The following is a 25,765-nucleotide window of genomic DNA, read 5'->3' as shown; positions in this document are numbered from 1 at the left end:
TTCTCCAATCAAGGAGCTAGATGCAGTTTTATTTTAAACTATTTACGAAACAAACGAAACGTACGAAATGAACGAAATTAATAGGGAGGTTACGGCGCGATCGCAACTTTCACAACTTTACGCTGTTTCATATCCTGAAATACTTGCTCCAACTCTTGCAACGGGCGCTGTTCGCTAATTAATAGCTCAAAAGGTATGGTTCTACTTGCTAGCAGCGACAAAGCAGTGCGGACATATTGTGGCGTGTTGTGAAATACACCTTTTAAGGTCAACTCGCTGTAGTGCAATTGTTCTGTATTTACAGTAATTGTTGTATCTCGCGGACAACCACCAAATAAATTAACTGTTGCACCAGGACGAGCGAGTGCGATCGCATTCTCCCATACAGCAGGTACGCCTGTTGCTTCAATGACTACATCTGCACCCCAGCCATCAGTTAATTCTTTAACTACTGCTGGTGTATCTTCTATATGCCGATAATTAAACGTTTTCGCCGCACCAAACTTTTGCCCAATTTGCAACCGCGCCTCACTACCACCAAATAAAAATACTGCTGCACCTAATTGATTGGCTAATACTGCGACAAACATTAAGCCAATTGCTCCATCTCCTAACACTACTACGCGATCGCCCGATCTGACGTTCGATCTTGCTACTCCATGCAGTACGCAGGCTAAAGGTTCTGTCATTGCTGCTAGTGCATCTGGCAAGTCTTCGGGAATAGGTAATAAATTTTGCTGTACGATCGCCCCTGGAACTTTCAAATACTCGGCAAACGTGCCATTATTCCAAGTAAGATTCGGACATAATGAGTATTCTTGCTTTTGACAAAAAAAGCATTCTGTGCATGGAGCGGAGTTATTAGCAACAACGCGATCGCCTATTTGCCAACTTTGCACGCTTTTTCCTACAGCAACAATCTTTCCCGCCGCTTCATGTCCAAACAAAGTAGGAAGTTGTAGCATCTTAGCATGACCGCCGCGCCGCCATACTTTTAAATCTGTGCCGCAAGTAGTGGCTGCTCCTACTTGGATAACAATTTCATCGTCTGTAGGGGTAGGATCGGCAACTTGTTCTAAGCGTAATTCTTCTTTACCGTAAAGTAGGGCAGCAAGCATAACTAATTATCTATATATCGCGTGTCACGATTTTATCAGGGATATATAGATATTTAGCTTTTAACCTTTGGTGGCAACAGTAGGTTGTGCTTTAGTAGTAATTTCTTCTTTAATTGGTAATCTGCTTACAGCTATAATTGGTACTTCTTGCCAGCACGAGGTACAAAACCAATAAATACCGCGTTGGCGGATATGACGCAACAAAGGAGTACCGCAGCATGGACAGTTATTATTTTGTACGTGCATAATCTCATCTCCGCTTTTAAAAAATAGTTAGACTACAAGGCTGGATTTGTCACAAAAACACTCTAATTTAAACAAATGTGAAAATAACTCTGCAATGATGGTTTTTTACTTATAAAACTGGTAAGTTATGACCAATATTTTTCTAAAACATTGTTGTAATACTATTTTTTATTGTTAACAGACGCTACTATACTAACTAAGATAAGGGCTACTGCTTCGATCGCCTATCTATCTTGGGGATCATTAATCAATGGCGAACCTGTTTAGTGCGATCCCCATGCAGAAATCTAAGTTTGGCTGTACGAAACTGGAAATTAATATAAATTTGAGCGTGGGCAGTTTGTATTTACCTCTACTAGCATAAGAAAAGCAGTAGATAACGATAGGGTGTTAGCGTGGCTGAGTTTGAGGAGGCATTGATGGTAATATTGCGGCGACCGATTTTAGCGGGCGGAATTGGCTTAACTTTAGCTCTATGGCTATGGCAAAGTTTCGATCGCTCGCTCGGACAAATCAGCGAATTAGGAATATTTAGCGCGATCGCTCTTGGTGTTTGTATTTGGTTATTTCAACAAAGTAAAGCTAAAAAAGCTCAATTAATAGATAATTCTCCTCCAAATCGAGAAAAGGTAGAAAAAGCCATCTATTCTGCACAAAATGTAGTTAATCAATTACAAATAGAAGCAGATAAACATGAGTTGTTACCACAAATACAAGCGAAAGTTACGCAACTTAACGAACAATTAGAACGACAAAATATAAATGTAGCGATCGCTGGTGGTAAGGGTGTAGGAAAAACTACATTGATACAAGTTTTGTCTGCTAATTGGGAAAATACTAGCAAGCATACTGTAAGTCTTGTAGAAACAGCAGCTTTATTTAATCAAATAGTTAAAGATGAGGCAGAAATAGATCCTTGGCAACAAGCGATCGCCGCAGACTTAGTATTATTTGTTACTGACAGCGATTTAAAATACTCCGAATGGCAAGTATTACAAAAATTAGCAGAGGTCGAGCAACGGGCATTGCTAATTTTTAACAAACAAGATCGATATTTGCCAGAAGAAAGAGCGATAGTATTGCATTCATTGCAGCAAACAGCAAAAGATGTAGTAGCGATCGCAGCTTGCCCAAATCCTGTAAAAGTCCGCCAGCATCAAGTAGACGGAACAGTAAGCGAACGCCTAGATACACCAGCACCAGAAATTGCTAACTTAACTAGCGGTTTGCAGCAAATTTTAGCAAATGAAGGGCAACAGCTAATTTGGGCGACAACAATTCGCAATGCTGGAATTATTAAAGCTGAAGCAAAAACAGTTATAAATGCAGTCAGACGCGATCGCGCCACGCCAATTATCGAACAATATCAGTGGATAGCCGCTGCTGCTGCTTTTGCTAACCCCGTACCAGCGTTAGATTTACTAGCAACAGCCGCAATTAACGCTCAGTTGGTAGTTGAATTAGGCAATATCTACCAGCAAAAATTCTCCTTGCAGCAAGCGCAAACTGTAGCTGGGAACATGGGTAGCTTGATGCTAAAACTAGGTTTAGTAGAATTATCGACAAAAGCGATCGCCACAGTATTAAAGAGTAACGTTGTTACTTATGTTGCTGGCGGTGCTTTGCAGGGAGTTAGTGCAGCTTATCTTACTCGCGTTGCAGCATTGAGTTTGGTTGAATACTTCCAAAGCCAAGAAGTAACAATAAATACTGAAAGTGGTTTGAATTTAGATAAGTTAGGGCAAACTTTGCAAAAGGTATTTCAGCAAAATCAGCAAGTTGCTTTCTTACAGACTTTCGTACAGCAAGGTGTAAGCCGGATATTACCAACTTCTGGTGGCGAAGCTGAAGTTAGCGCTTCTTAAATTAATCAAAAGTGCGATCGCTTATGTAAGTGTTATGGTATGCGATCGCGCATCAGGAGAAATAGATTATGGGCAGATTAAATCCTTATACGCTACAGATGCAGATTACGCGAATGTTTGAGCAAGGACAATCATTTTTTGCTCTAACAAAAGTTCAAGATTGGCTCAAAGAACGCAATCACAACCCAGCTGACTACGAAATCTTGTTTCATCAAAAACCTGCACCTCCTGGTTCAAAAGAAGTCATGGTAGTAGAAATTGAACTGCGTCGTCGGGATGGACAACCAACAGATCCTTGGCTGCAAGAACAAGCAAACCTTCATGCTTGACTATATATGGCACAACAAGTAAGTTATCACTGGTACAAACGCCTATTTGCTTGGTTAATGGCGAATGGAACGGCTGAGTATGAAGAGAAAATAAGCGATCGCAAACGCTCATTATTTACTAACCTACACGGCAAAATATTAGAAATTGGTCCTGGTACTGGTCCTAACTTATCTTACTATCCACCAGATATTGAGTGGATTGGAATCGAGCCTAACCCTTTTATGCATTCTTATTTGCAAAAAGAGGCAGATAAATTAGGCTTACATATCGACATCCGTACGGGAACAGCAGAAAAATTAGATGCAGAGGACAATAGTATTGATGCTGTTATCAGTACATTGGTATTGTGTTCTGTGCCTAACTTAGAGCGAACATTGCAGGAAGTGTTGAGGGTACTAAAACCAGGCGGCAGATTTTTATTTATCGAACACGTAGCAGCACCCAACGGGACATTCTTGCGCCAAGTACAAAATACTATCAAACCACTATGGCAAGTATTAGGAGATGGTTGCAACCCCAATCGTGAAACAGGGATTGCATTAGAACAAGCTGGTTTTGCTAGCGTAGACTACCAAAACTTTGACGCACCAGTTCCCTTAGTTACACCGCATATTATCGGAGTTGCAACCAAAGCAACTTAAAAAGACTTGCTCATTTGCAAGCCGACAACTGTTCCCCCTTCATCATCTGAACCAATCAAAGGAAATAAAATTAGTCCATTAGGTTGACTTAATTCTAACTTCGCAATGCCGTAACCTATAGCAGCACCAGCTAACACCTCAGTCCAACGATGGCGGTTGAGATTTACTCGCGAATAAGCGATCGCACTTGCCCCAGCATACCAAAGCAATGCATATTTTGGCTGGTACTCGCTTTGCATCGTAGCTATAGTAAAGGCTAAGGTAGCATGACAGCTAGGAAAACTATCGCGATCGTCAGAGTCAGGACGTTTGACATCGATGACAGCTTTTAGTCCTTGGCAGACAATTAGGCTAGTACCGAGAGAATCTAAAGCTCGTAGAGATTGATTTTTACCATTTTTGCTATCTAGTAGTAAAGGTAAGGCGACACCCGTTCCTAAATAAATAATAGTGCCTTCATTAGAAATGACACGAGATACATCTTGGTCGAAGGAATCAGCACGTACTTTTGTCGCTATAGTAGTACAGCAAAGAACTGTAAATACGGCTACTAGATTTTTTACCCAGGGCATGAAAAACCTTAGTCAACTTGTATAGATGTAGCTCTTAAGTTGCGCGATCGCAAGCAGAAAAAGAAATACTTTAATTTGACTTACTTGTGACGATCTCTATCGTAAAAATAGACATTGAGCGCGATCGCATTTGAGCAACTTTTCCTACTAACTTTGTGCTGGATAAGAGTCTAGGCTTTCCAGTAAGCGATCGCGCTTTTGCACCTCACTTTGCGATTTCTGAACTCCATAACGGCATCCATCAACCGCTGCCAATAAATTCTGGTACTTAACTAATAAACTCTAAACGGATGTTGTTCTGCTGCTGTTAGTGTGTTTTTGCTTAATCTGTCACTAGACCAATTGCCGCATCATGACAACCACTCGCACACTATTCTATTCAGTAGTCTCGATGATGTTCCAGCCAAGACGCTTATACAAGCCTCCATCTACAGCCTCCGTTTGCAGATGAAGCTCTTTGACCTCAAACCCTTTAGCAATGACGGCAATTTTTTCTGCTAGAGCAGAGCCGACATTACACCCTCTAAACTCAGGAGAAACAAAAACACCCCCAAGCCAAAACTCTTTTTCTGGGTAAATGCTCATCTCGCGTAGCTTTAACTGAGCAACACCCAAAAATCTATCCCTTGAAATTGCCAGAATGTGTAGAGGGGGTTTGTCGCGGTTGAGTTTGCCTTTTATCCGTTCAATTGTTTGCTCAACCGAATTGCCAGGAACTTTGCCCCATTCTTCGTAATACCATTGTGCTACAGTTACAATAGCATCTTGTCTGTCTGCCAGAAAGGCAAAAGTCAATTTATCTTTTAACATTTCCATCTATTTGCACTCTTACCTATTCAAACCTTGCGCCTGCATCAAGCCGCGCTGCAGAAATATTTATTTTACTGAAACTTTCCGTATAATCTTTCACTTGATGCCAATATGCAAGCATTACAAGCATTTTTGAAGTATGATATATAAAAAGTTTTTTGTAATATTCATATTTGGAGATTGTACTGAATTTTTCTGTTTAATACTTGCTGAAACATTGTCCTAAAAATCTGTCATGACATACTACAAATCTTATTTAACTCCCAGGAGTCTATGAATCCCCAGCCACAGGTAAACGTGCCATCGCTGCCGCTTCTATAGTTAATGCAACTAAGTCCTTTCGTTCCAAGTGATGCACGTTTTGCTTGCCACAAGCGCGGGCGATTGTTGTTAACTCTTTGTTGAGAGTTTGCAGGTAGTTTTTCACTCTTTTTGTGCCTAATTCAACTTTTAGCCTTTGTTTTAATACTGGATCTTGAGTAGTTACGCCTACCAAACATTTGCCTATATGACAGTGGTGGCATCCTGGTGCTATACCGAGGGCTGCATAATCCTTAACCGCTGAATGATGCGTACTATCTTGAACTTAAGTTTCGCGCTTTGCAGCCTAAAGCTACTAAAATACCTTGACCTATTGATACTGCATCTGCGCCCAGGGCGATCGCACTTTTGACCACACCCATATGCCACTGACATAAGTCCTAGTTAAGAAACAATTAGAAAGCAAGTAGGCTGTTGGATTCTGGTTTAGAGTAGGCGCGATTAGATACTTTTCACCCAAGGAGGAGAAAATATGAAGCGTCTTGTTGTCTGCTGCGATGGAACTTGGCAAAAGCTCAGTAGTTCCTATCCAACTAACGTAGTCAAAATGGCTCAAGCAGTCAAACCAGTGGGCAACGATGGAACGTCTCAAATCGTATTCTATGATGAGGGACTTGGAGGCGGAGACGAACTCGATCGGCTTGTAGGTGGAGCATTTGGCTGGGGCATCGACCAGAATATTCAAGATGCCTATCGCTTTCTTTGCCTTAACTATAATGAGGGTGATGAAATTTACCTATTTGGCTTCAGTCGCGGCGCGTACACTGTACGCAGCTTGGCTGGGATGATTTATTGCTCAGGTTTGCTATCACGCCCCAATATTCGTTCTGCACCCCAAGCCTATAGAATCTACCGCGATCGCGATATCAAACCAAGTCACCCAGAGGCACAAGGGTTTCGTGCTGCCTGTGGAGAGCGCGTACCGATTACACTACTCGGCTGTTGGGATACTGTTGGTTCTCTGGGCGTACCAGATCAAATACCTTTGTTACCTGTAGATGATTGGATCAATGCTAAGTATAAGTTTCACGACACTACTTTGAGTTCGATCGTACAAAAGGCATTACACGCTGTAGCAATAGATGAGTTGCGAACAGTATTTGACGTAACTCCTATGCAGAAAAGTCCTAAGTTTGACGCTCAAGTTGTACGTCAAGTTTGGTTCCCAGGCGGACATGGTTGCATTGGCGGCGGTACAAAGAGAGAGCGAGGGCTATCAGATGGCGCTTTGCAATGGATGATGAATGAAATTGGCAAGTTAGGGCTAGGACTTGATTTCGAGCCAAATAATGTTGAAGATGGCATCCAGACCGATCCCGCTATCAATTTTGACAATGAACCAGGAATTATTTACCAAGTAACGGGGACAAAACCGCGTGAAATCACAGGTAGTTTTGACGCTCTCCATGAGAGCGTGAAAAAACGTTGGCAAGCCCGGAGTGATTACCGCCCAGAGAATCTGCGGAAGTTTCAAACTGCCCTATCAGCCTATAGATAACAATGGCAGGACTGCGCTCAATTGCGATACTGCGATCGCTCACCCTGATACGATCTAGGCGATATCTTGGTACGTAACAAGTTAGAGTTTTTTGCTCCACCTGTATATATCTAGACATAAGCAATACGGGACGAGATAAGAAGTTAGCATCATTCAACTGTGATGAAGGTCTGTAGGATAGCTTTAAGAGTCGATGTCAGCAAAAAGGGTCAACGGCAACCGCTATACTTACCCGCTTCATCAAACTTTACTTAGATAGTTCCCTGGACGATCTAGATATAGACCCATTGGTTCAGCGCTTTGACGAGCGAGTTAGAGCCAGCGTGGATGCATATCTAGCAACTCGTCAGCATTCATTACAAAGTAAGATTGTGGCTTTGTCTGAGAAGGTGGCATTTTTAGAAGGACAGCTAGCTACTTGCTCGTCTGGTAGTAAGGCTAGATCGGCGATCGCGCGTAAGGAGCCTGAATTTTGATTCGTGCAGCAGAGGGCAAAACATTTAGGAGTAGAAATTAGCGCCGATCGACGGATGAAGATTGAGATGTGGGCAAATGAGTCGTACAAAGAGCGGTACGGGCAAAACCCCAGAATCAGTTGTATAGAGGAGTGCAAGCTTCTGTTTATCCAGCCAAGGATGTAGATATATTAGATGTAACTATTATAGAAACCCAGGCGAACGTCCCCAAGTAGAGCGCAATATTGCTTAAGTGCCTCTGCCTAAGACCGATCCAGTGTATGGTCAAGATGGACAGCTAGCCGAATACTGGCATCTATTGTAAGTCAAGGTGTAGGTCATGACTCAGACTGCTGCAACCCCAAGTACACAGTTTTATAACTGGAAAAACTATCGTTGTGCTTACGAATACTACTCTCCAGATGTTCCAAAAGATCGACATAGCACTCCTTTATTACTAATTCACCCGATTGGTGTTGGCTTATCCCGCCGATTTTGGCATCGCTTCTGTGATGCTTGGTATGAAAACGGACACACCAACCCTATTTACAATCCTGATTTGCTAGGTTGCGGTGAGAGCGATATGCCACATATCGCTTACACTCCCGCTGATTGGGCTGCCCAACTGCAACACTTTTTGCAAACAGTTATCCAAAAACCTGTAACTTTAGTCGTACAAGGGGCGCTGCTACCCGTAGCACTTGAAACCATTCAAATGCAAGCTCAACCAAATCTAATCCAAAAGTTGGTACTGGCTAGCCCCCCAGCTATGGCACTGATGACTCAACCAACAGGAAAGCGAAAGCAGAAATTAACTTGGAATTTGCTAGACTCACCCCTTGGGGCTGCTTTTTACCTTTATGCTCGAAGACCGCAATTTTTGAGTTCTTTTTCTACTCGCCAGTTGTTTGCCAATGCAGATCTAGTCGATAATCAATGGTTGGATATGCTGGTCAAAGGTGCGGCAAATCCCGCTAGCCGTCACGCAGTCTTTTCCTTTTTAGCTGGTTTCTGGCGGCAGAATTATCGAGAAGCGATCGCCGCAATTAATCAACCAACATTAGTTGTCATGGGCGATCGCTCTTCAAGTATTAGTAGAGATAAGCAGGATACTCCAGAGCAAAGATTAGCAGATTACCTCAAGTGCTTGCCTCATGGCGAAGGCGTGAAGATTGCTGGTCGTAATGTCCTGCCCTACGAGTCAACAAGTGACTTTACTGCTACGTTAGCAGCGTTTGAAAATAAAAATTCAACATCGATGTGAATTCCTTGACGCTTCAGATACTAGCTTAAATTAATTTGAATAAATCTGTGAGTTCTTGAGCAATTTCTGGGGGTGGATTACCAGATAATGCCGTTGCGATTAAGCGTTCTGCGGTGCGCAACTCACCGCACTCGATGAGCGACGAATATGCGATCTGAGCAAATCAGCCCTAAAATCATGGGTCTTCTCTGGTTGCTAGTAATTCATATAACTCGTTCAGTTTTCTGCGGAGAACTTCTTTCGGAATTAGTTTAATTTCGTATTCAGCGACAACGGTAGGACTCATTGCTCGACTGAGCGCATATTCAACTACTTCATCATCTTTGTCACGGCAGAGCAAGACACCAATACTTGGATTTTCGTGAGACTTTTTGATGTCGCGATCGAGCGCTTCAAGATAGAATTCAAGCTGTCCCAGGTATTCGGGCTGAAATTTATCAACTTTCAGTTCAAAGGCAACGAGACTCTGGAGTTCGCGGTGGAAGAAGAGTAGATCGATCGCAAAGTCACTGTTGCCGACTTGGAGACGGTATTCTTGTCCTAGAAAAGTGAAGTCTCGACCGAGTTCAAGAATGAAATCTCTAAAACAATTGACAAGAGCAGTTTTCAGGTCGTTTTCCGAGTGATTGGGAGGTAGATTGAGAAAGTCGAGGACGTAGCTATCGCGAAAGACTCCAGTGAGCGGTTTAGGATGGCTCGTCTGTGGGAGTTTAGCATCAGCAAGGCGAGTGCGCTCGAAGATGCTGCTGTTGATTTGACGATCTAGTTCGCGGGTGCTGTAGCGTTCGGTAGCAGCAAGGTCAAGGTAAAAGAATCGCTCGGCTTCGGTCTTACAGCGCGACATGACGATCCGATGGTGCGTCCAACTCAATTGCGTCCGCAGTGCGGTCGTAATTTGCGAATCAGGGTAGGTTTCGTAAAATTGACGCATTCTTTCGAGATTGCGCTTTTCAAAGCCCTTGATGCCAGGTTCTTGAGCTTGGATGAAGGCTGCAAGCTGTTCGATTGTTTTTTGTCCCCATTCTGATGCGGTAAGGCGATCGCTAATGTATTTCCCGATACTCCAATAGAGTTTGATTAACTCCTGGTTCGTGGTGGCAATAACTTTCTGTTGGGCAGATTGAATGAGAGTGAGAACTTCAGTAAATTGGGGTTGTAAAGGGTCTGTCATGGAATACTGCCTTCCTCGACTTGAGACCTCATTAACACAGTTTCCGAGAATTTGAATTCATCCCCATCTTCAATAATAAGTTTCTGTAGAGAGGCTACTAGCAACAACATCGCAAGATCTATGTGTTTTAGCAGTTTATCTTGAAACTTATCTAATGACTCATCTGCAAGCTTCATTGACATGGGATTAGGTATAAAAACTCTACCATGAACATACTTAGATCTGTATTCGTAAACTGAATTGATTGCTTTTTTAAGCTTGTTACGGTTTTCTTTCGGTTCTCCCAGAACTAAAAAAGCTCTTTCTCGGTCAACTTCTCGAATGCCATATTCTGATTGTAACAATTTCCATTCGGCTGCGCGCAGAAGCACAACGCCGGAGTTAAGCCGCGACGCGTAGCGCCGTCAGCTTGAACGACTTGTTAGCCACGACAAGAACGACCTGCCAGCATTTGTTTTAACAGTTCAAGAGCCGGAACGTCTTGAAATTTAGCCACACCAGAACCCACTAAGTGCCAAGTGGAAATTGTGCTGGTGCATAAATGTGCAACAACAGTAGCCTTTACTGATGCGGGAAGCAAACCAACCGGAACCCAATATAAATCGAGGTCCCTCAAAGGATTTGGAACAGGTGAACCACAATTGGAACAGAAATCTGACCGAAAGCCAGTATCCTTGATCCATGATTTTATGGAATCATTACCTTTAACGAATCGAAGACTATCACTACCAACAATCGTTGAAGAATTTGAAGTAGTGCCGCTTTGCTTTTTGCACAATGAGCAATGACATTGATAGATATTGAATTCATCACCATCAATCTCAAATTCAACACTCCCACACAAGCAACTTCCAATCATTTTCTCCCTCTTGGCTAACTACTTATTGTACTGAAACTTTCCGTATAATCGGATACTCAAGAACGAGACACAAGCATCATAGTTATTTTTTGAGGATGTGAAACGGAGACTTTCCACATAACACCTATATTTAGAGATTATGTAGAATTTTTCCGTGTATCCACTTTTTCCGAGGGTACTATACAGAAAAATTCGTTTAACATTCTATAGAAAACCGCCATAAAAAATGTTGTGGCAAGTACAAATATTATTTAAACCCCAGGAATCCAAGAAGTTCCAGCTAGAGGCAATCGCGCCATTGCTGCCGCTTCAATAGTTAATGCAACTAAGTCTTCTCTTTCCAGATGATGCACGTTTTGCTTGCCACACGCACGAGCAATTGTAGTTAATTCCATATTTAGAGTTTGCAGGTAGTTTTTAACTCTTTTTGTCCCTACTTCAACTTCCAACCTCTTTTCTAACACCGGATCTTGGGTAGTTACGCCTACTGGACACTTACCTGTATGGCAGTGGTGACAAGTACCTGGTACAGTACAGAGGGCGGCGTAGTCTTCAATAGCTGAATGATGCGTACCATCTTGAATATAAGTTTCGCGCTTTGCAGCCTAGAGCTACTAAGATGCCTTGCCCTATTGATACTGCATCTGCCCCCAGTGCGATCGCACTATCTAAATTTTTTTACCTTGACTTGCACTATTACAACTTTTAAAATAGACTTAGTTCACAAACTTAGTTTGAAGCTATGGAAGCTGTAAATATTCATCAAGCTAAAACCAATCTCTCGCGGCTGTTATCTCGCGTAGAGAATGGAGAAGAAATTGTGATTTCAAATCGAGGGATTCCAATTGCCAAATTGATTCCGTTTCGTACTTCATCAAATAGGCGAGCTAGTTTAGGACAAGATCGAGGCAAGTTTGTCGTGCCAGATGACTTTAACGCACCTTTGCCTGACGAGATTTTAGCGGCATTTGAGGGCGATGTAGAGTGAGACTTTTGCTAGATACCCAATGCTGGTTGTGGTGGTTTTCTCAGCCAGAAAAGTTAAGCAATGAAGCAATAGAACAAATTGCTGATGAAACTAATGAGCTTTGGTTCTCGGTTGCCAGCGTGTGGGAGATAGGGATTAAAGTTGCAATTGGTAAGCTGCCTCTTCCGGAACAAATAGATGATTACATCTTTGCTCGTATGACTCAATTAGGAGCGAGAACATTAGAAATTACAGCATTTCATGCTTTACGGGCGGCTGCATTACCTTTACATCATCGCGATCCTTTTGACAGAATGCTGATTGCCCAAGCTCAGAATGAAGAGATGACACTTATGAGTGCAGATTCAATGTTCAATCAATATGAAGTTGCTGTGCTCTGGGCAGCTAGTTCTTGAAACCATAGTCCAAGAAAATACACTCGGAATAAGAATTGCTTAAGCATTAATATAAGTAGCGCGATCGCGCTTTAGCAACTTTTTTTACTAACTTTGTGCTGGATAGTAGTCTAGGCTTTCTGGAAAGCGATCGCACTTGAGCAACTTTTTCTATAAATTCTGTACTGATAAAGGCTGAACTCATCCGTAAGCAAAAAACTCTAACTTTTACCACTCCAATCTCACCTGTCCGCACCAGAGCAGTGTTAACCTACTAAAATATTTTCTACTCCAGTTCTGGTGGATAACGGCGCTCTCCTAAAACATATTCACGGATTTGATGCATTGGTCGCCAAGCAATTCCATCCCCATTTTCAGAAATCCGTGCCGCCGCAAGATAAACTCCTTGACTGTCAAATACTTCTAGCCAACCATCTGAACCATCTGTGGTCGTTCTAATAATTAATGTGTCCTGATTTTCAATCGTGATTCTGAGTGTATAGACATTTCCCCAGTCTTGCTCCGAGATATTTTTGCTGTAAAACCTGCACGATTCCCAAACACTATCTGGTAACTGGTTAATCTTATCTTCAATCCCTAAAAACCTTGGGTCGATCTCTAAGTCCTCCAGTATTTCATATTCTAGATCATCATTCCATTCTCTTATAGTTTCCCGATCGGGTACTAAGTCATCGTCCCTGAGCATACTATCGCTAACGAGATAATCTCCGAAGTTTGTTGTATATGTTGCATTCCTAGGCTCAGGAGTATGCCAAATCAGTTCAAGATTGAAGTCGAATCGTAATGTATGGATGTAGGAATTAATTGAACTTTCATCAAGCTCCGCTGCTGGCTCAACTCCTAAACCATGAATATGAAAAGACCACTTTTTTCTAGCAACTTCCAATGGTTGACCTTCATCGTAAACCTTCTTGTAGCCTTGAGAGTAAAACTGTTTGATAGTTTCTACAAAGTTGCTCATAATACCTTATAGAAAATTGCTTGAAGAAACTGCTATAAGAACTATAAATGGTATTTAAACCCCAGGAATCCAGGAAGTTCCAGCTAGAGGTAAACGTGCCATCGCCGCAGCTTCTATAGTTAAAGCAACTAAGTCTTCTCGTTCCAAATGATGCACGTTTTGCTTGCCACACGCGCGGGCTATTGTTGTTAACTCCATGTTTAAGGTTTGTAGGTAGTTTTTTACTCTTTTTGTGCCTACTTCAACTTCTAACCTTTGTTCTAACATTGGATCTTGAGTTGTCACGCCTACTGGACACTTGCCTGTATGACAGTGGTGACAAACTCCTGGTGCAGTACCGAGGGCTGCATAATCATTAACTGCTGAATGATACGTGCCATCTTGAATATAGGTTTCGCTATTGCAGCCTAAAGCTACTAAAATACCTTGACCTATTGATACTGCATCTGCGCCCAGTGCGATCGCTTTTGCCACATCTGCACCAGTACGAATCCCCCCAGAGACTATTAATTGCACTTTCCCCTTCATATCCAAGTCTTCTAGCGCCTCTACAGCTTGGCGGACGGCGGCTAATGTCGGAATGCCTACGTGTTCGATAAATACTGTTTGAGTTGCTGCTGTTCCCCCTTGCATTCCATCCACAACAACTACATCTGCGCCTGCATGAACGGCTAATTTGACATCGTTGAAGGTGCGGGAAGCCCCGACTTTAACAAATATCGGTTTTTCCCAGTCTGTTATTTCGCGTAATTGCTGAATTTTGATAGTCAAATCGTCTGAACCTGTCCAATCTGGGTGGCGACAAGCAGAACGTTGATCTACCCCTTCTGGTAGAGTCCGCATTTGGGCAACTCTAGGATTAATTTTTTGCCCTAATAACATTCCACCACCGCCTGGTTTTGCCCCTTGTCCGATGACAATTTCCACAGCATCAGCCGATCGCAAATCATCAGGATTGAAGCCGTAGCGCGACGGTAGGCACTGGTAAATCAATGTTTTGGATGACAGTCTTTCTTCTTGTGTCATCCCGCCGTCACCTGTAGTTGTCGATGTTCCCATCTGCGTCGCCGCCCTTCCCAAGGCTTCTTTGACATTTGCTGATAACGATCCGAAACTCATTCCGGCGATGGTGATGGGGATTTCTAATTGGATTGGTTTAGTGGCGTAGCGCGTACCTAGAACAGTCTTGGTTACGCATTTTTCTCGGTAGCCTTCTAATGGATAGCGCGATAAAGATGCACCTAAAAATACTAAATCGTCAAAATGCGGTACTCTGCGTTTCGCCCCTAGCCCGCGAATTTCATATAAACCGTGTGCGGCGGCGTTTTGGATGTAGTTGAGAATTTTGCGATCGTATCCCCAAGATTGTTCGTTAGATTGAATAGGATTCATATTAAAAATACAGTGTTTGCTATGTAACAGTTTGAGCGAATTAATAACGAACGCAGATGCACGCAGATAAACGCAGATGAAAATTTAATATTCTTGCTGTGCGTCTGCATTCCAGTGATATAGCTGCTTTGCTGATGCTACTCGTTTAAACTCTTTGGGTTTATAGGAAAAACCTGCTTTATCGAGTAATTCCCCTACAGCTTGATAATCTGCTTCTGACATTGGTTCAATTTGAGCATCTGCGCCTAAAGATTTGATATTACCTCTGACGTAAATTACTGTTTCATATAGCGAATCGCCTAATGCTTCTCCTGCATCGCCACAAATTACGATTCTTCCTGCTTGCGCCATGAAGGCTGAAAAACTTCCTACGTTACCACTAACAACGATATCTGCACCTTTTAAGGAAATACCGCAGCGTAAGCCTGCATTACCATCGATAATTAGTATGCCGCCATGCGCTGAAGCCCCAGCAGAGACAGAAGCAAAACCTTTGACATGAACTCGCCCTGACATCATGTTTTCGGCAACTCCTGCCCCTGCATTGCCTGTTATAGTTACGTTGGCTAGTTTGTTCATGCTGGCAGCGTAATAGCCTGTATGTCCGATAATTTCCACGTCTACAGGTGCGTTTAAACCTACTGCAAGATTGTGTGCGCCATCTGGATTGATAATTTTGATGTTTGTTGCAATGTTGGCGATATCTGTAGAGACGTTGCACTGCAACGTCTCTACGTCGTCAACATTGTTGTGCGTTAATGCTAGATTGTGATGTAAATATTGATTGATTTCCCGCACAGATGTCTGCGCTAGATCGAAAATTATATCTTCCATACATACATCTCCTCTGGTACGGGTTCGTAAATATGGGCGTGTTTGACATCGGGTAAATGTGCAAGCGAACGAAATTCAGATGCGATCGCAACATATTCATCTGTCTCCGCTACAACCGCAGGTTTACACCCAAATGCATCGCGTACTAAGGCAAGTTTATCTGCCGTACCCATCAAAAATGTATAAAATCCGTCTAACTCTTCAAACCCTCTTTTAATAGCTGCTTCTAAGTCGTCTCCTTCCTGCATCCGCCATTCTAAAAACCGACAAGCTGCTTCTGTATCGTTATCTGTCTCAAACTTAATTCCACGCGGTTCGAGTTTGCGACGAATCTCATAAGGATTGGATAGAGATCCGTTGTGTACTAAACAAAAGTCTTCTCCAGCTGTAAAAGGATGGGCGCGATCTGGCGTAACGGCTGATTCTGTTGCCATTCGCGTATGTCCGACTAAATGCGAACCTTTGAGAGACTGGAAGTTGTAACGGTGGGCTACATCTGCAGGTTTGCCAATATCTTTGTATAGGTCAATTGTGCGACCAGTTGAAAGTATATGTAATTGCGGGTAATGTTGTTTTAACCACGACTTGACTGGATCTGGAGCAAGATTGGAAATTAGTACAGAGCGATCGCCTACTGGTACACTTAAATTAGACTCAATTCCAAAATGAGCATGATAAGCTTGGGCTAATCCTTGCCAATCGAACTTAGTTCCAGAATACAAACTATATTTGCGATCGCCATTTAATAATGGTTCTGTAAATACTGCAAGCCCTGCTGAATCCGAACCGCGATCGCTCATGCCAATCAACATCGGAACCATTAATTCGCCTAAATTTTCCCGTAATTGAGGGTTTTTAACTAATAATCCGACAATTCCACACATAATAAGTTCTAACTCAGTTTCTTTTCAAAGAACAAACACAAAGGATCTAGCTTGTAGTCATTAAAAGGAGAAATTTGATAGTATCCAAGTTTTTGATAAAGATTAATAGCTGCTAGTTGATAAACACCAGTCTCTAAACGTAAAGTGTGAGTGTTAGCTTGCCCCGCAAAAGCTTCTATTTGGTTGACTATCCGTTTACCAATTCCTTTTCCCCGCATTTCTGGGCGCACGTACATCCGCTTAACTTCTGCATAACCAGGTGCTTGTATTTGGATAGCACCGCAGCCGACTGGTTTATTATCAACTTTGGCAACAAATAAAGTAACAGATTCATCTTGCAATTGGGTAATGCTTAACCCGAAACGGCTTTCTGGCGGATATAGAGATTCTAAATAGCAGTCAAGTTCTGCTATTAATTCACGTACAGCTAAGGAAGTTGGGTTTTCAGGAGCGATCGCTATTTGCTCTATCATTTTAGAAAAATTCCAAATACTTTTTCACTTCCCAATCTGAAACATGGCGCATATATTCCACCCATTCCATTCGCTTGAGGCTAATAAATTCTTCTGCTAGCACTCCTAAAGCGTCTGTAATTACTTCGTCAGCTTCTAAAGCATTTACAGCTTCTTGCAAACTTTGGGGTAATGTTTGAATGCCTTTATCTTTGAGTTCGCGATGAGAAAAGTCATACAAGTTAGTGTTATAAGGTTCGCCAGGTTCTAACTCTTTTTCAATCCCATCTAAACCAGCAGCAATTGTAACAGCAGTTGCTAAATAAGGATTGCAAGAACCATCTGCAAGCCGCAATTCCAATCTTCCTCCTGGTACTCTTACCATACTAGAACGGTTGTTATCTCCATAAGTAACATAAGCAGGAGCCCAAGTTGCACCGCTAAGACTTCTACCCACTACTAGCCGCTTGTAAGAATTAATTGTCGGAGCGCAGATTGCTGTTAAGGCTGGGGCGTGGGCTAACAATCCACCTAAAAAATGATATGCAAGTTTTGATAGTCTTAATCTGCGTACATCACCATCGTCAGCAAATAAATTAGTTTTGCCATCAGAAATAGATATATGCATATGCATCCCGTTACCAGAACGATTGGCAAAAGGTTTAGGCATAAACGAACAAACTAAACCCATTGTTTTCGCTATTTCTGATGCTGCCATTTTAAAGAAGATGTAGCGATCGCACGATGTCAAACAATCTGTATATGTATAATTAATCTCAAACTGCCCGTTAGCATCTTCATGATCGATCTGATAAATGTCAAACTCAGCAGCCTGCAAGCTTTCTACTAATTTTTCAATAAAATTCCGACTGCGAGATAGTCCTTTGTAGTCGTAACAAGGTTTATCTAAAGTGTCAGTGCGATCGCATGGGTAAATGTTGCCGCGTTTATCTTGGTAAAGTAAGGAAAATTCTGGCTCTAATCCGGTGTATAAAGTCCAACCTTTTTGCCCCAGTCTTTCTAACTGTTGCATTAAGATAAATCGAGCATCATAAGGGTAAGGTTGTCCTAAGACATTACCAACGCAGACAACACGAGCAAATCCAGGCATCCAAGGGACTAAAGATAAGGTAGCCGGATCGCCTACAGCCATAAAATCAGGGCTATTTGGCTGCATTCCCAATCCCCATACTGCAAAACCTGCAAAACCTGCGCCTGGATTGAGGATGTCGTCAAAATGATTTGCTGGTACTGCTTTGGTTTTAGCTGCGCCGTGAATGTCTACAAATTGCGCCAGTACAAACTTGATTTGGTGTTCGGCTAAAAATTGCTTGGCTTGTTCTGGTGTCATTTAATTATTCTCCTGTTATAGACATTAGACGTTGCGGGGAGGTGAGACGTTGCAGTGCAACGTCTCTACACCGATTACGCCGCCTCCTAATTCAATGGCAATTGCTGATAATGTCTGCCATAAATACACTCCAAATGTGCCATCGCACCAAATCCGGTAAAAAGGTAGTCCGTTGCGATCGCCTGGTATTACTGTTACGCTTACTCCTACCATTGAGGTTAAAATTACGGGACGTTCTGCAATTGATATCGCCTGGAAGTTAAAGCTACAAATTTGTAATAGTAGTTCGTTTACTTGCGTGCCTATTAATGCGATCGCTAAATCTTGACGCAATACTGGATAAACCTTATCTGGAGGAGACTTACAAGCTTTTGTTAATTGTGGTGCGATCGTACTTTCAATTAGAAATTCATTCATCCCCAAACGGGCAATAATTCCTGTTTCTGCAAGCGGATACCAACTATTCGAGCGATCGGGTATAGGTATAGATTGGGTAGATAACCAAGCGGCTGCACCTGCACCTTTAACGCCAAATCGAGTTAAATAAGATAAATCGGCAATTCCTAAACGTGCTGCATTTACTTCATCGTTAGGCAAAGAGTAAAGACATTGCATTTCATTGATTTTCTGCCAATTTCCGCCTAATTGCTGCAAATAATCTTGAATTAGGCTATTACGCGCAGGAAAGTTCATACATTCACCTCCTGACGTTGGATTACTTCTTTTTGGCGCGTGTTGTCGGGATCGTAGAATGGTGTAGGACAAATAGTTGCAGAGATAAAAGAGCGATCGCTTAACCTTATTGCAAATTTTCCTTTGGTCATTAGTTCTGGTGTAATGGAAGCAAGTCCGATGTAACGTTGCAATGTTGGACTAAAAGCAATGCTAGTAACGCGCCCAGCAATTTCAGTGCGATCTATAACTAAATGACATTCTTGTGGAGGAGTAACAATATCTGCATCCAACATGAAACCTACAAGCTTTTGTTTTACTTCGCGTTTAGCTACAATTTGTAAGCTACGCTGCCCAGTAAAAAAGGGTTTATCCATCTTCACCGCCCACTCTAGATTTGCGTCTCTAGGTGTTGTTAAACCATCAGTATCTTGGCTAACAATTAAATGCCCTTTTTCTAGTCGTAATACTCGTTGTGCTTCTACTCCAAAGGCAGCAATTCGATCGTCTTTTCCAGCTTCTATCAACGCATCCCAAAGTGTTGCAGCGTATTCAGCAGCAATGTGAATTTCATAACCCCACTCGCCAACAAAACCTACACGCATTAATAAAGCAGGAATGTTTGCAACTTCTGCCTCACGCACTGCAAGATAAGGAAAGGCTGTACTAGAAAGATCGAGATCTGTTAATTTAGCTAAAACTTCCCGCGCATAACGCCCCGCTAAATTAACAGCCGATCGCGCCCCAGTTAAATTAACAATACCGCAATCTAATTGCCACATTGTCAGTAAACGAGATAGTTCGCGGTAAATATTGGTTGCGCCACCAGTTGTAGTTGTAAAGTAAAAATGCTCGGTTTCAACTTTAGCAATTACACCATCGTCAACAATTACCCCCGACTCATCTAACATCAGCGCGTAGCGAGTAGTACCAACTTTCATATTACTGTAGCGTCCAGTGTAGACTCGCTCTAAAAACTCTGCCGCATCTGCGCCGCGAATCTCTATTTTGCCTAAAGTGCCAACATCTATGATGCCAATGCGATCGCGTACTGCTATAACTTCATCTTCAACACACTCTTGTTTACTCTTCCCTAACTGCATATAATACTCTGGTCGTTGCCACATTCCCGCCTGCATAAACTTAGCGCCTAATGCAACATGACGGCTATGTAGAGGAGTTTGCCTAAAGGGAGTAAAACCTCTACCTGCTAAATGCGACATCGGTACAGGATGAAAAAATGGACGGGCTGTAGTTGTACCAACTTCACCTGGAGATTTGCCTGTAACTTTTGCCAAGATACGCAGGGCATTCATATTAGAATGTTTACCTTGACTAGGTCCCATCCCTACTGTTGTGTAGCGCTTTAATAATTCAATATTGTCAAAACCTTCAGCGATCGCATTGATAAAGTCTTTGTATTGCAAATCCTCATCAAAGTCTACAAACTCTTTACCATCTGGATGCGGAAAGATTGCCCATTCGCAAGTTGGAGACTCATTTTCTGGAGCGATCGCTATATCTACTTTTTCATCCCCTAAGCCCAGAAATTTAGCCGCTTCTAGCCCTGCGCGGCGACCGTCAAGTAGTTTTTGGTCAAAATCAAATACCCCATTTACCCGTCCGCAAGCATAGATGCCAGAGGGTAATATTTCCGGCACAAATTGCTGCAAAAAGTCATCAAAGCGCATTTTAGTTCCTGCTTGATACAGCAAGTTAGCCGCACCAGCCCAACCTACACTCATAACAATGCCATCGCAGGCAATTTTTTCAGTTATTCCTTGATTATCAATAGAAGAAATTACAGCACTTGCAACTCCATCACCACCAGGATTTGGTTTTGCTTCGTAGATGTAGTAACCGGAGTAGATGGGGATAGAAAGCGATCGCACTTTCTGCATCAACTCATTTACAGGCGGATCTTTTCTTAAATCCACAACTGCCATCACCGTTACGCCATTATCTGCCAAATCTAAAGCCGCCTGATAGCCATCTTTATTAGCTACCAAAACAACAGCCCGTTGCATAGGTTTAACAGCGTAGCGATAAATGAGTCTTTGGGCGGCGGATGCTAGCATTACACCAGGCAGATCGTTATTGCGAAATACAGCAGGTTGTTCGTAAGCACCTGTTGCTGCAATTACTGTTTTCGCCCGCATTTTAGACAAATAATTGCTATTAACTAAAGGTATCCAGTTATCAGCATAATAACCTGCTGCCTGAGTTCCTGTATAAACTCTTATTTGAGGATGATATTCTACAGCTTTTAATAAGCCCTCTACAAGCTGATATCTAGCTGAACCACCAGTTTCAGCACTCTCATCAACAATTACTACATCTGCGCCCGATTCTGCGGCGGCTAATGCTGCTGTTAAGCCTGAAGCACCCGCACCTATGATTAATACATCGCAAAAGTCATAGCGTTTTGGAGTACGGATGTGAGGCGCAAGTGGATCTACTTTCCCTAAACCGCTAATTTTACGGATAGTACGTTCCCAAAAAGGAAACAATCTTTTATTGTGAAAAGCTTTGTAATAAAAGCCTACAGGGAGAAAAGGCGAGAAGAAATTGATAACGCTAGCCTTATCGCTTTCAACACCACCAAACGTATTTACTGCTTCTAGCTGCATTCCTGGCGTTAGAGGCGTAACATCTGCCCTGATGTTAAGTTTTTGCCCATCTTGCATCAAAGCATTGATATCACGATCTGCAAAACTCAAAATTCCTCTCGGACGATGGTATTTAAAACTGCGTCCAAGAATACGTTGCCCAGATGCCCACAAAGCGCTACTGATAGTGTCTCCCTCATAGCCCCAATAACGTTTACCTTCAAAGATAAAATCAATCGGTTGCGTGCGATTTATCCATTCACCAACCACAGGAGACAGTCGCTTATTCATATACCCGCCTCCTGAAATAGATAAGTACGTATGATTTCATCTGTTTGAGTATTGCGATCGCAAATAAACCATGTATTACTAGGCGTATGACACCACCACTCTTTCTTTATCCCCGCTTGTCCATTACGATTAAATACATAATCAGCCCAAGAGTCATCATCAGTTATCTGCGGATCTGGCATCGAACGCACCTCACCACCACAAATAAACTCAGAAACAGGTCTAGCACCATTAATCGGGCAATTAACAACTTTCATTCTCAACTGGTCACTGGTCACTGTTTTCAATGTCCTACTGAAGCCGCTCCTTTTTCACCAACTAAAGCATGGTTAATAAACCGAGATAGAGAAAAGTCTTTAATTAAGTCATGGTTGCGATCGCTTGCTACTGTATAAGCCATAGTTTTACCGCATACTGGAGTTGCCTTAAATCCCCAAGTTCCCCACCCTGCATCTAAATAAAATCCCTCAACTTGTGTTTTCCCCATAATTGGCGCAAAGTCCGGTGTCATATCTGCCATTCCCGCCCATTGCCTTACTACTTTGACATGAGAAAGCATGGGAAATAGTTCCAACATATGAGCGGCAAGACTTTCAGTAAAATCAAAAGTAGAGCGAGTTGAGTGCAATTCGTAGGGATCTAAAGATGCACCCATAACCAATTCACCTCTAGCTGTTTGACTGACATAAACGTGCAAGCTACCAGAGACAATTATTGGATCTAACCAAGGTTTCATCGGTTCGCTGACCATAGCCTGCAACGGGTGAATGTAAATAGGCGATCGCAATTCCACCATTTGCAATATTCGGGGTGTAGATCCGGCAACAGCACACAATACTTTGGGCGTGGAAATATGACCGCGTGATGTCTTAACTCCCGTAACTTTGCCACCAGTTACCTCAACTCCTAATACTTCTGTTTGTTGATGAATTTCTACCCCACGCAAATCTGCACCGCGTCCGTAACCCCAAGCAACTGCATCGTGACGCGCAATACTACCTGGTGCGTGATACAACGCGCCTAAAACTGGGACATTCCCACCACAGTTTACATCCATATACGGGCAAGCTTTTTGCACTTCTTGAGGGCTAACTAACTCGCTATCAATACCAAAATGCTTATTTACTTCTGCCCGATGGCGCATTGTTCTTACTGATGCGTCTGTATGCGCTAGTGTAAAGTGTCCGCGCGTTGAGTAAAACAGATTTAAGTCAAATTCCTGAGATAAATCTTGCCATAATCTCACCGACTCGTCGTAAAACTTCACTCCTTCCGGCGTGAGATAGTTAGAACGAATGATAGTGGTATTGCGTCCTGTATTACCACCACCGATGTAGCCTTTTTCGAGAACGGCGACGTTAGTTAAACCATAATCTCGTGCTAGATAATAAGCTGCGGCTAATCCGTGTCCGCCACCACCAATAATTACTGCATCGTAACTCGATTTGAGGCGATCGCGTTGGCGAAACATCCTCGGTTCTGGATACTTCTTGTTCAGCCCAAATTTTAGTAAGCGTAAGGGCATAGGACGCGCAGCCTAAAAATTCACGATAGGAAACTTTATTGAACATCATGCACTTTTAATTCTTATATGTCAACAAAATTTCTTGATAAGATGCAAAATAATTGCAGGAGAAGGTTAGATACATGGTAGAAGCGGCGGCAAATAATACCGATAATTCCCTAGAACGCTATATCGGTAATACTATCCGCGAACTGCGGCAGAAGCATGGATTGACGATCGCTGAAGTTTGCGATCGCACCAATATTTCGCGCGGGATGCTGTCAAAGATTGAAAATGCTCAAACTGCAACCAGTTTAGACACTTTAGCCAAGCTAGCTAGCGCGTTAGGCGTATCGCTGTCAACTTTATTTCGCAACTACAATATGCCTGAAGGTGACGCGCAACTGGTTAAAAGCGGGGAAGGAATGGAAGTGGTGCGGCGGGGAACTAAGAGAGGTCATACCTACCATCTATTAGCTTACGATCGCGGTTCTACTAAGTTATTTGAACCATTTTTAATTGCAATGGACGATGCTTCCGAGGCTTTTCCTACCTTTGAGCATCCAGGGGTAGAGTTTATTTATATGCTGCAAGGCAAAATTGAATATCGTCACGGACAATCTACATATTTATTAGAACCAGGAGACGCGCTGACGTTTCGGGGTGATATTCCTCATGGTCCTGAAAAGTTGATTGAATTACCGATAGTGTTTTTAGCGATTATTTATTATGCTGCGCCACCCGTTGAAAGCTAATTCTGGAAACCCAAACCTGTATTATACTCTTGGATTTTTCTACAAAATGTTTACTACAATCCTTACAACGGTAGCATTGCTTCCCACATCGATAGCCATTCTAGATAACTACTGTGAGTGACAATGGTGGCATTTCATTACATTATCGGATATGCGATTACCTATATATAGCTCCGAATATGAAACTAATAAATCCTTAGTTTGCTGCATTAACTGTTGACGATTCTCAATGCCAGGGTTGCGAAGTGCTGGCGAAACAACAGTATTGCCACTGTGAACACACACTTTGGCTAAGAGACTAAATTTTGCTGCACTCATGTTTAAGTTACGTTGCTTGAAATCCTTGCCATAAAGTTGATAGCTTCTTGGGTCATGCTTTCATCACTTTTATCATTCGTTTGCAAGTTAGTATTCAATTTAAACTAGATGAGTTGCGTTTACTCAATAACCACACTACTAATGAATCAAGCTTTATTGATCACCTCCTTTAGACACTTAAAGATTACTGAACAGATAGATGAATATATAGAAATAATAACAGGAATTAATATTACAAATAACAAGAGTATATTTAAAAAATTGCTGACCCCAAAGCTTGCTCAAGCAATAGGTTTTCTAGAATTTGACTATCTGCTTAATGCACCAAATATTGTTTTTGGTGAGTATGATAATGATACTCTAAAAGACATGGAAGACCATCCCGAAGTGTTATTATTGGCGATAATTTGGTGGATTGAAGCACTTTTCAGAAATGCTTGGCTGATTAAGGATCATGCGATGGAATGTGATGCTGCGTTTTTACAAGTTAACTATAATGAATCACATTCGCAGCTATTTAGCAATTATCTAGCTGCTAGACCTGCTTTCTCCGACGGTACTTACTCTGAAGAAATATTGATGTCTATTGATGAACTAAAGGCTTGGGGTATTAAGAATGACCAGATTGAGTCATATCTCCATACAAAGCAATCCTCAAGTATAAGTTTTATGATGGAAAAGGGATTTAGTCGCACTGGTAGAGCCCTAAAGTTTATTGCTGCTGCAAGAAATTCTCCAAATTTAGCCTTTAGAATTACTCATTATTGCAGCGCTCTTGAAACTCTTTTTACAACAGATTCGGCTGAGTTGGCTCACAAGCTATCAGAGAGAGTCGCTTTTTTTCTAGGTGCTCAAGGACATAGCAAAGAAAAAGTCTTCAGTAATATTAAAAAAGCCTACACTGTACGTTCAAAACTAACGCATGGTGACACGCTTAGTGCAAAGCAGATAGAAGAATTACCTTTAATTAGTAGGACTTGCGATCAACATCTGCGTGAAATTATAAATACTTTATTTTCTCAGGAACAGTTGTTAAGAGTATTTGATTCTCACAATGAAGGGGTTGAAACTTATTTCCATAAGTTGATCCTCAACACCTGAGTTTACGGGATTAATCATATCCGGCTCCAATATCGAAGATGAGCAACTTCATCAACGAGCGATGCAGATTTTAGTAAATCGGCAAGACAATACTTATTCGTTGTATGA

The 25,765-nt window shown here is 42.2% G+C and carries 29 protein-coding genes and 3 pseudogenes; 11 read left to right on the top strand and 21 right to left on the bottom strand.

Annotated features, from left to right (window positions below; translation table 11 throughout):
* Positions 1–89: 89 nt before the first annotated feature.
* Entirely contained in the window at positions 90–1,118 is a 1,029-nt protein-coding gene (locus tag UH38_RS02210) for a zinc-dependent alcohol dehydrogenase (RefSeq protein WP_045052943.1), read from the bottom strand.
* A gap of 60 nt (positions 1,119–1,178) precedes the next feature.
* Positions 1,179–1,364, bottom strand: coding sequence for a hypothetical protein (locus UH38_RS02205; RefSeq protein ID WP_045052942.1), 186 nt, complete (start codon positions 1,362–1,364; stop codon positions 1,179–1,181).
* Between the two features lie 419 nt (positions 1,365–1,783).
* Between UH38_RS02205 and UH38_RS02200 the strand changes: the two genes are divergently transcribed.
* From UH38_RS02200 to UH38_RS02190, 3 genes are all read left to right on the top strand, one after another.
* Positions 1,784–3,229, top strand: a complete 1,446-nt coding sequence (locus UH38_RS02200) for a slr1306 family protein (RefSeq protein ID WP_407640439.1) — start codon at positions 1,784–1,786, stop codon at positions 3,227–3,229.
* 68 nt (positions 3,230–3,297) lie between these two features.
* Positions 3,298–3,558, top strand: coding sequence for a hypothetical protein (locus UH38_RS02195; protein ID WP_045052941.1), 261 nt, complete (start codon positions 3,298–3,300; stop codon positions 3,556–3,558).
* Between the two features lie 6 nt (positions 3,559–3,564).
* Entirely contained in the window at positions 3,565–4,200 is a 636-nt protein-coding gene (locus UH38_RS02190) for a class I SAM-dependent methyltransferase (protein ID WP_045052940.1), read from the top strand.
* Here UH38_RS02190 and UH38_RS02185 read toward each other — a convergent pair.
* From UH38_RS02185 to UH38_RS28050, 3 genes and pseudogenes are all read right to left on the bottom strand, one after another.
* Complete coding sequence (locus tag UH38_RS02185; protein WP_045052939.1) at positions 4,197–4,772, bottom strand: phosphatase PAP2 family protein; 576 nt, start codon at positions 4,770–4,772, stop codon at positions 4,197–4,199. The two genes, UH38_RS02190 and UH38_RS02185, sit on opposite strands and share 4 nt — an antisense overlap.
* A gap of 375 nt (positions 4,773–5,147) precedes the next feature.
* Complete coding sequence (locus UH38_RS02180; RefSeq protein WP_160295922.1) at positions 5,148–5,582, bottom strand: GNAT family N-acetyltransferase; 435 nt, start codon at positions 5,580–5,582, stop codon at positions 5,148–5,150.
* A gap of 271 nt (positions 5,583–5,853) precedes the next feature.
* A pseudogene (locus UH38_RS28050) lies at positions 5,854–6,256 on the bottom strand (glutamate synthase-related protein); the annotation flags it as partial.
* 119 nt (positions 6,257–6,375) lie between these two features.
* Between UH38_RS28050 and UH38_RS02170 the strand changes: the two are divergent.
* From UH38_RS02170 to UH38_RS02165, 4 genes are all read left to right on the top strand, one after another.
* Positions 6,376–7,401: a DUF2235 domain-containing protein gene (locus tag UH38_RS02170; protein WP_045052937.1), complete on the top strand. Its 1,026-nt coding sequence runs from the start codon at positions 6,376–6,378 to the stop codon at positions 7,399–7,401.
* 287 nt (positions 7,402–7,688) lie between these two features.
* A complete protein-coding gene (locus UH38_RS26135) occupies positions 7,689–7,877 on the top strand; it encodes a hypothetical protein (RefSeq protein ID WP_144405603.1) in 189 nt (62 codons plus the stop codon).
* A gap of 3 nt (positions 7,878–7,880) precedes the next feature.
* Entirely contained in the window at positions 7,881–8,042 is a 162-nt protein-coding gene (locus tag UH38_RS26610; RefSeq protein ID WP_160295921.1) for a hypothetical protein, read from the top strand.
* 154 nt (positions 8,043–8,196) lie between these two features.
* Entirely contained in the window at positions 8,197–9,120 is a 924-nt protein-coding gene (locus tag UH38_RS02165; protein WP_045052936.1) for an alpha/beta fold hydrolase, read from the top strand.
* A 175-nt stretch (positions 9,121–9,295) separates the two neighbouring features.
* On the opposite strand, the gene UH38_RS02160 is transcribed toward UH38_RS02165, so the two are convergent.
* The 4 genes and pseudogenes from UH38_RS02160 to UH38_RS28045 form a co-directional block, all read right to left on the bottom strand.
* Complete coding sequence (locus tag UH38_RS02160) at positions 9,296–10,291, bottom strand: PDDEXK nuclease domain-containing protein (RefSeq protein WP_045052935.1); 996 nt, start codon at positions 10,289–10,291, stop codon at positions 9,296–9,298.
* Positions 10,288–10,635, bottom strand: a complete 348-nt coding sequence (locus UH38_RS02155) for a hypothetical protein (RefSeq protein ID WP_144405602.1) — start codon at positions 10,633–10,635, stop codon at positions 10,288–10,290. The genes UH38_RS02160 and UH38_RS02155 overlap by 4 nt, the downstream gene beginning before the upstream one ends.
* A 77-nt stretch (positions 10,636–10,712) precedes the next feature.
* Positions 10,713–11,150 carry a GFA family protein gene (locus UH38_RS25245; protein ID WP_072044867.1) on the bottom strand — a complete coding sequence of 146 codons (438 nt, stop codon included), beginning with the start codon at positions 11,148–11,150 and terminating at the stop codon, positions 10,713–10,715.
* Between the two features lie 251 nt (positions 11,151–11,401).
* A pseudogene (locus UH38_RS28045) lies at positions 11,402–11,813 on the bottom strand (glutamate synthase-related protein); the annotation flags it as partial.
* A 79-nt stretch (positions 11,814–11,892) separates the two neighbouring features.
* Between UH38_RS28045 and UH38_RS02140 the strand changes: the two are divergent.
* Entirely contained in the window at positions 11,893–12,138 is a 246-nt protein-coding gene (locus UH38_RS02140; RefSeq protein WP_045052931.1) for a type II toxin-antitoxin system Phd/YefM family antitoxin, read from the top strand.
* A complete protein-coding gene (locus UH38_RS02135) occupies positions 12,135–12,533 on the top strand; it encodes a type II toxin-antitoxin system VapC family toxin (RefSeq protein WP_045052930.1) in 399 nt (132 codons plus the stop codon). Before UH38_RS02140 ends, UH38_RS02135 begins: the two co-directional genes overlap by 4 nt.
* A 46-nt stretch (positions 12,534–12,579) precedes the next feature.
* On the opposite strand, the gene UH38_RS26605 is transcribed toward UH38_RS02135, so the two are convergent.
* The 11 genes from UH38_RS26605 to UH38_RS02085 all read right to left on the bottom strand — a co-directional run bounded on the left by UH38_RS26605 (position 12,580) and on the right by UH38_RS02085 (position 23,504).
* The gene (locus tag UH38_RS26605; protein ID WP_160295920.1) at positions 12,580–12,747 is read right to left on the bottom strand and encodes a hypothetical protein; all 168 of its coding nucleotides are present in this window, start codon (positions 12,745–12,747) and stop codon (positions 12,580–12,582) included.
* A gap of 51 nt (positions 12,748–12,798) precedes the next feature.
* On the bottom strand, positions 12,799–13,494 hold the full coding sequence (locus UH38_RS02130; RefSeq protein WP_045052929.1) for a hypothetical protein: 696 nt from the start codon (positions 13,492–13,494) through the stop codon (positions 12,799–12,801).
* Between the two features lie 54 nt (positions 13,495–13,548).
* The gene (locus UH38_RS02125; protein WP_045052928.1) at positions 13,549–14,886 is read right to left on the bottom strand and encodes an FMN-binding glutamate synthase family protein; all 1,338 of its coding nucleotides are present in this window, start codon (positions 14,884–14,886) and stop codon (positions 13,549–13,551) included.
* A gap of 84 nt (positions 14,887–14,970) precedes the next feature.
* Positions 14,971–15,720 carry a GltB/FmdC/FwdC-like GXGXG domain-containing protein gene (locus UH38_RS02120; protein ID WP_045052927.1) on the bottom strand — a complete coding sequence of 250 codons (750 nt, stop codon included), beginning with the start codon at positions 15,718–15,720 and terminating at the stop codon, positions 14,971–14,973.
* Positions 15,708–16,604: a class II glutamine amidotransferase gene (locus tag UH38_RS02115; protein ID WP_045052926.1), complete on the bottom strand. Its 897-nt coding sequence runs from the start codon at positions 16,602–16,604 to the stop codon at positions 15,708–15,710. Before UH38_RS02115 ends, UH38_RS02120 begins: the two co-directional genes overlap by 13 nt.
* An 8-nt stretch (positions 16,605–16,612) precedes the next feature.
* Entirely contained in the window at positions 16,613–17,077 is a 465-nt protein-coding gene (locus tag UH38_RS02110) for a GNAT family N-acetyltransferase (RefSeq protein ID WP_045052925.1), read from the bottom strand.
* 1 nt (position 17,078) lies between these two features.
* Positions 17,079–18,407, bottom strand: a complete 1,329-nt coding sequence (gene glnT / locus UH38_RS02105) for a type III glutamate--ammonia ligase (RefSeq protein WP_045052924.1) — start codon at positions 18,405–18,407, stop codon at positions 17,079–17,081.
* A gap of 24 nt (positions 18,408–18,431) precedes the next feature.
* Positions 18,432–19,100, bottom strand: a complete 669-nt coding sequence (locus UH38_RS02100; protein WP_045052923.1) for a methylglutamate dehydrogenase — start codon at positions 19,098–19,100, stop codon at positions 18,432–18,434.
* Positions 19,097–21,979 (bottom strand): 2Fe-2S iron-sulfur cluster-binding protein, encoded by a 2,883-nt coding sequence (locus tag UH38_RS02095; protein WP_045052922.1) that lies wholly within the window; start codon positions 21,977–21,979, stop codon positions 19,097–19,099. Before UH38_RS02095 ends, UH38_RS02100 begins: the two co-directional genes overlap by 4 nt.
* A complete protein-coding gene (locus UH38_RS02090) occupies positions 21,976–22,236 on the bottom strand; it encodes a sarcosine oxidase subunit delta (RefSeq protein WP_045053054.1) in 261 nt (86 codons plus the stop codon). Before UH38_RS02090 ends, UH38_RS02095 begins: the two co-directional genes overlap by 4 nt.
* A 26-nt stretch (positions 22,237–22,262) precedes the next feature.
* Positions 22,263–23,504, bottom strand: a complete 1,242-nt coding sequence (locus tag UH38_RS02085; RefSeq protein ID WP_045052921.1) for an FAD-dependent oxidoreductase — start codon at positions 23,502–23,504, stop codon at positions 22,263–22,265.
* 122 nt (positions 23,505–23,626) lie between these two features.
* On the opposite strand from UH38_RS02085, the gene UH38_RS02080 reads away from it, so the two are divergent.
* Positions 23,627–24,238: a helix-turn-helix domain-containing protein gene (locus tag UH38_RS02080; protein ID WP_045052920.1), complete on the top strand. Its 612-nt coding sequence runs from the start codon at positions 23,627–23,629 to the stop codon at positions 24,236–24,238.
* A 108-nt stretch (positions 24,239–24,346) separates the two neighbouring features.
* Here the strand turns inward: UH38_RS02080 and UH38_RS28040 are convergent.
* Positions 24,347–24,565, bottom strand: a pseudogene (locus tag UH38_RS28040) (TetR/AcrR family transcriptional regulator); the annotation flags it as partial.
* Positions 24,566–24,697: 132 nt separating this feature from the next.
* Between UH38_RS28040 and UH38_RS24610 the strand changes: the two are divergent.
* Positions 24,698–25,657 (top strand): HEPN domain-containing protein, encoded by a 960-nt coding sequence (locus UH38_RS24610; protein WP_052672218.1) that lies wholly within the window; start codon positions 24,698–24,700, stop codon positions 25,655–25,657.
* Positions 25,658–25,765 lie beyond the last annotated feature (108 nt).

Source organism: Aliterella atlantica CENA595, from assembly GCF_000952155.1.
Taxonomy (GTDB): Bacteria; Cyanobacteriota; Cyanobacteriia; order Cyanobacteriales; family Chroococcidiopsidaceae; genus Aliterella; species Aliterella atlantica.
The sequence above is the reverse complement of the archived record's forward strand: the minus strand, read 5'-3'. Positions and strand labels throughout refer to the sequence as shown.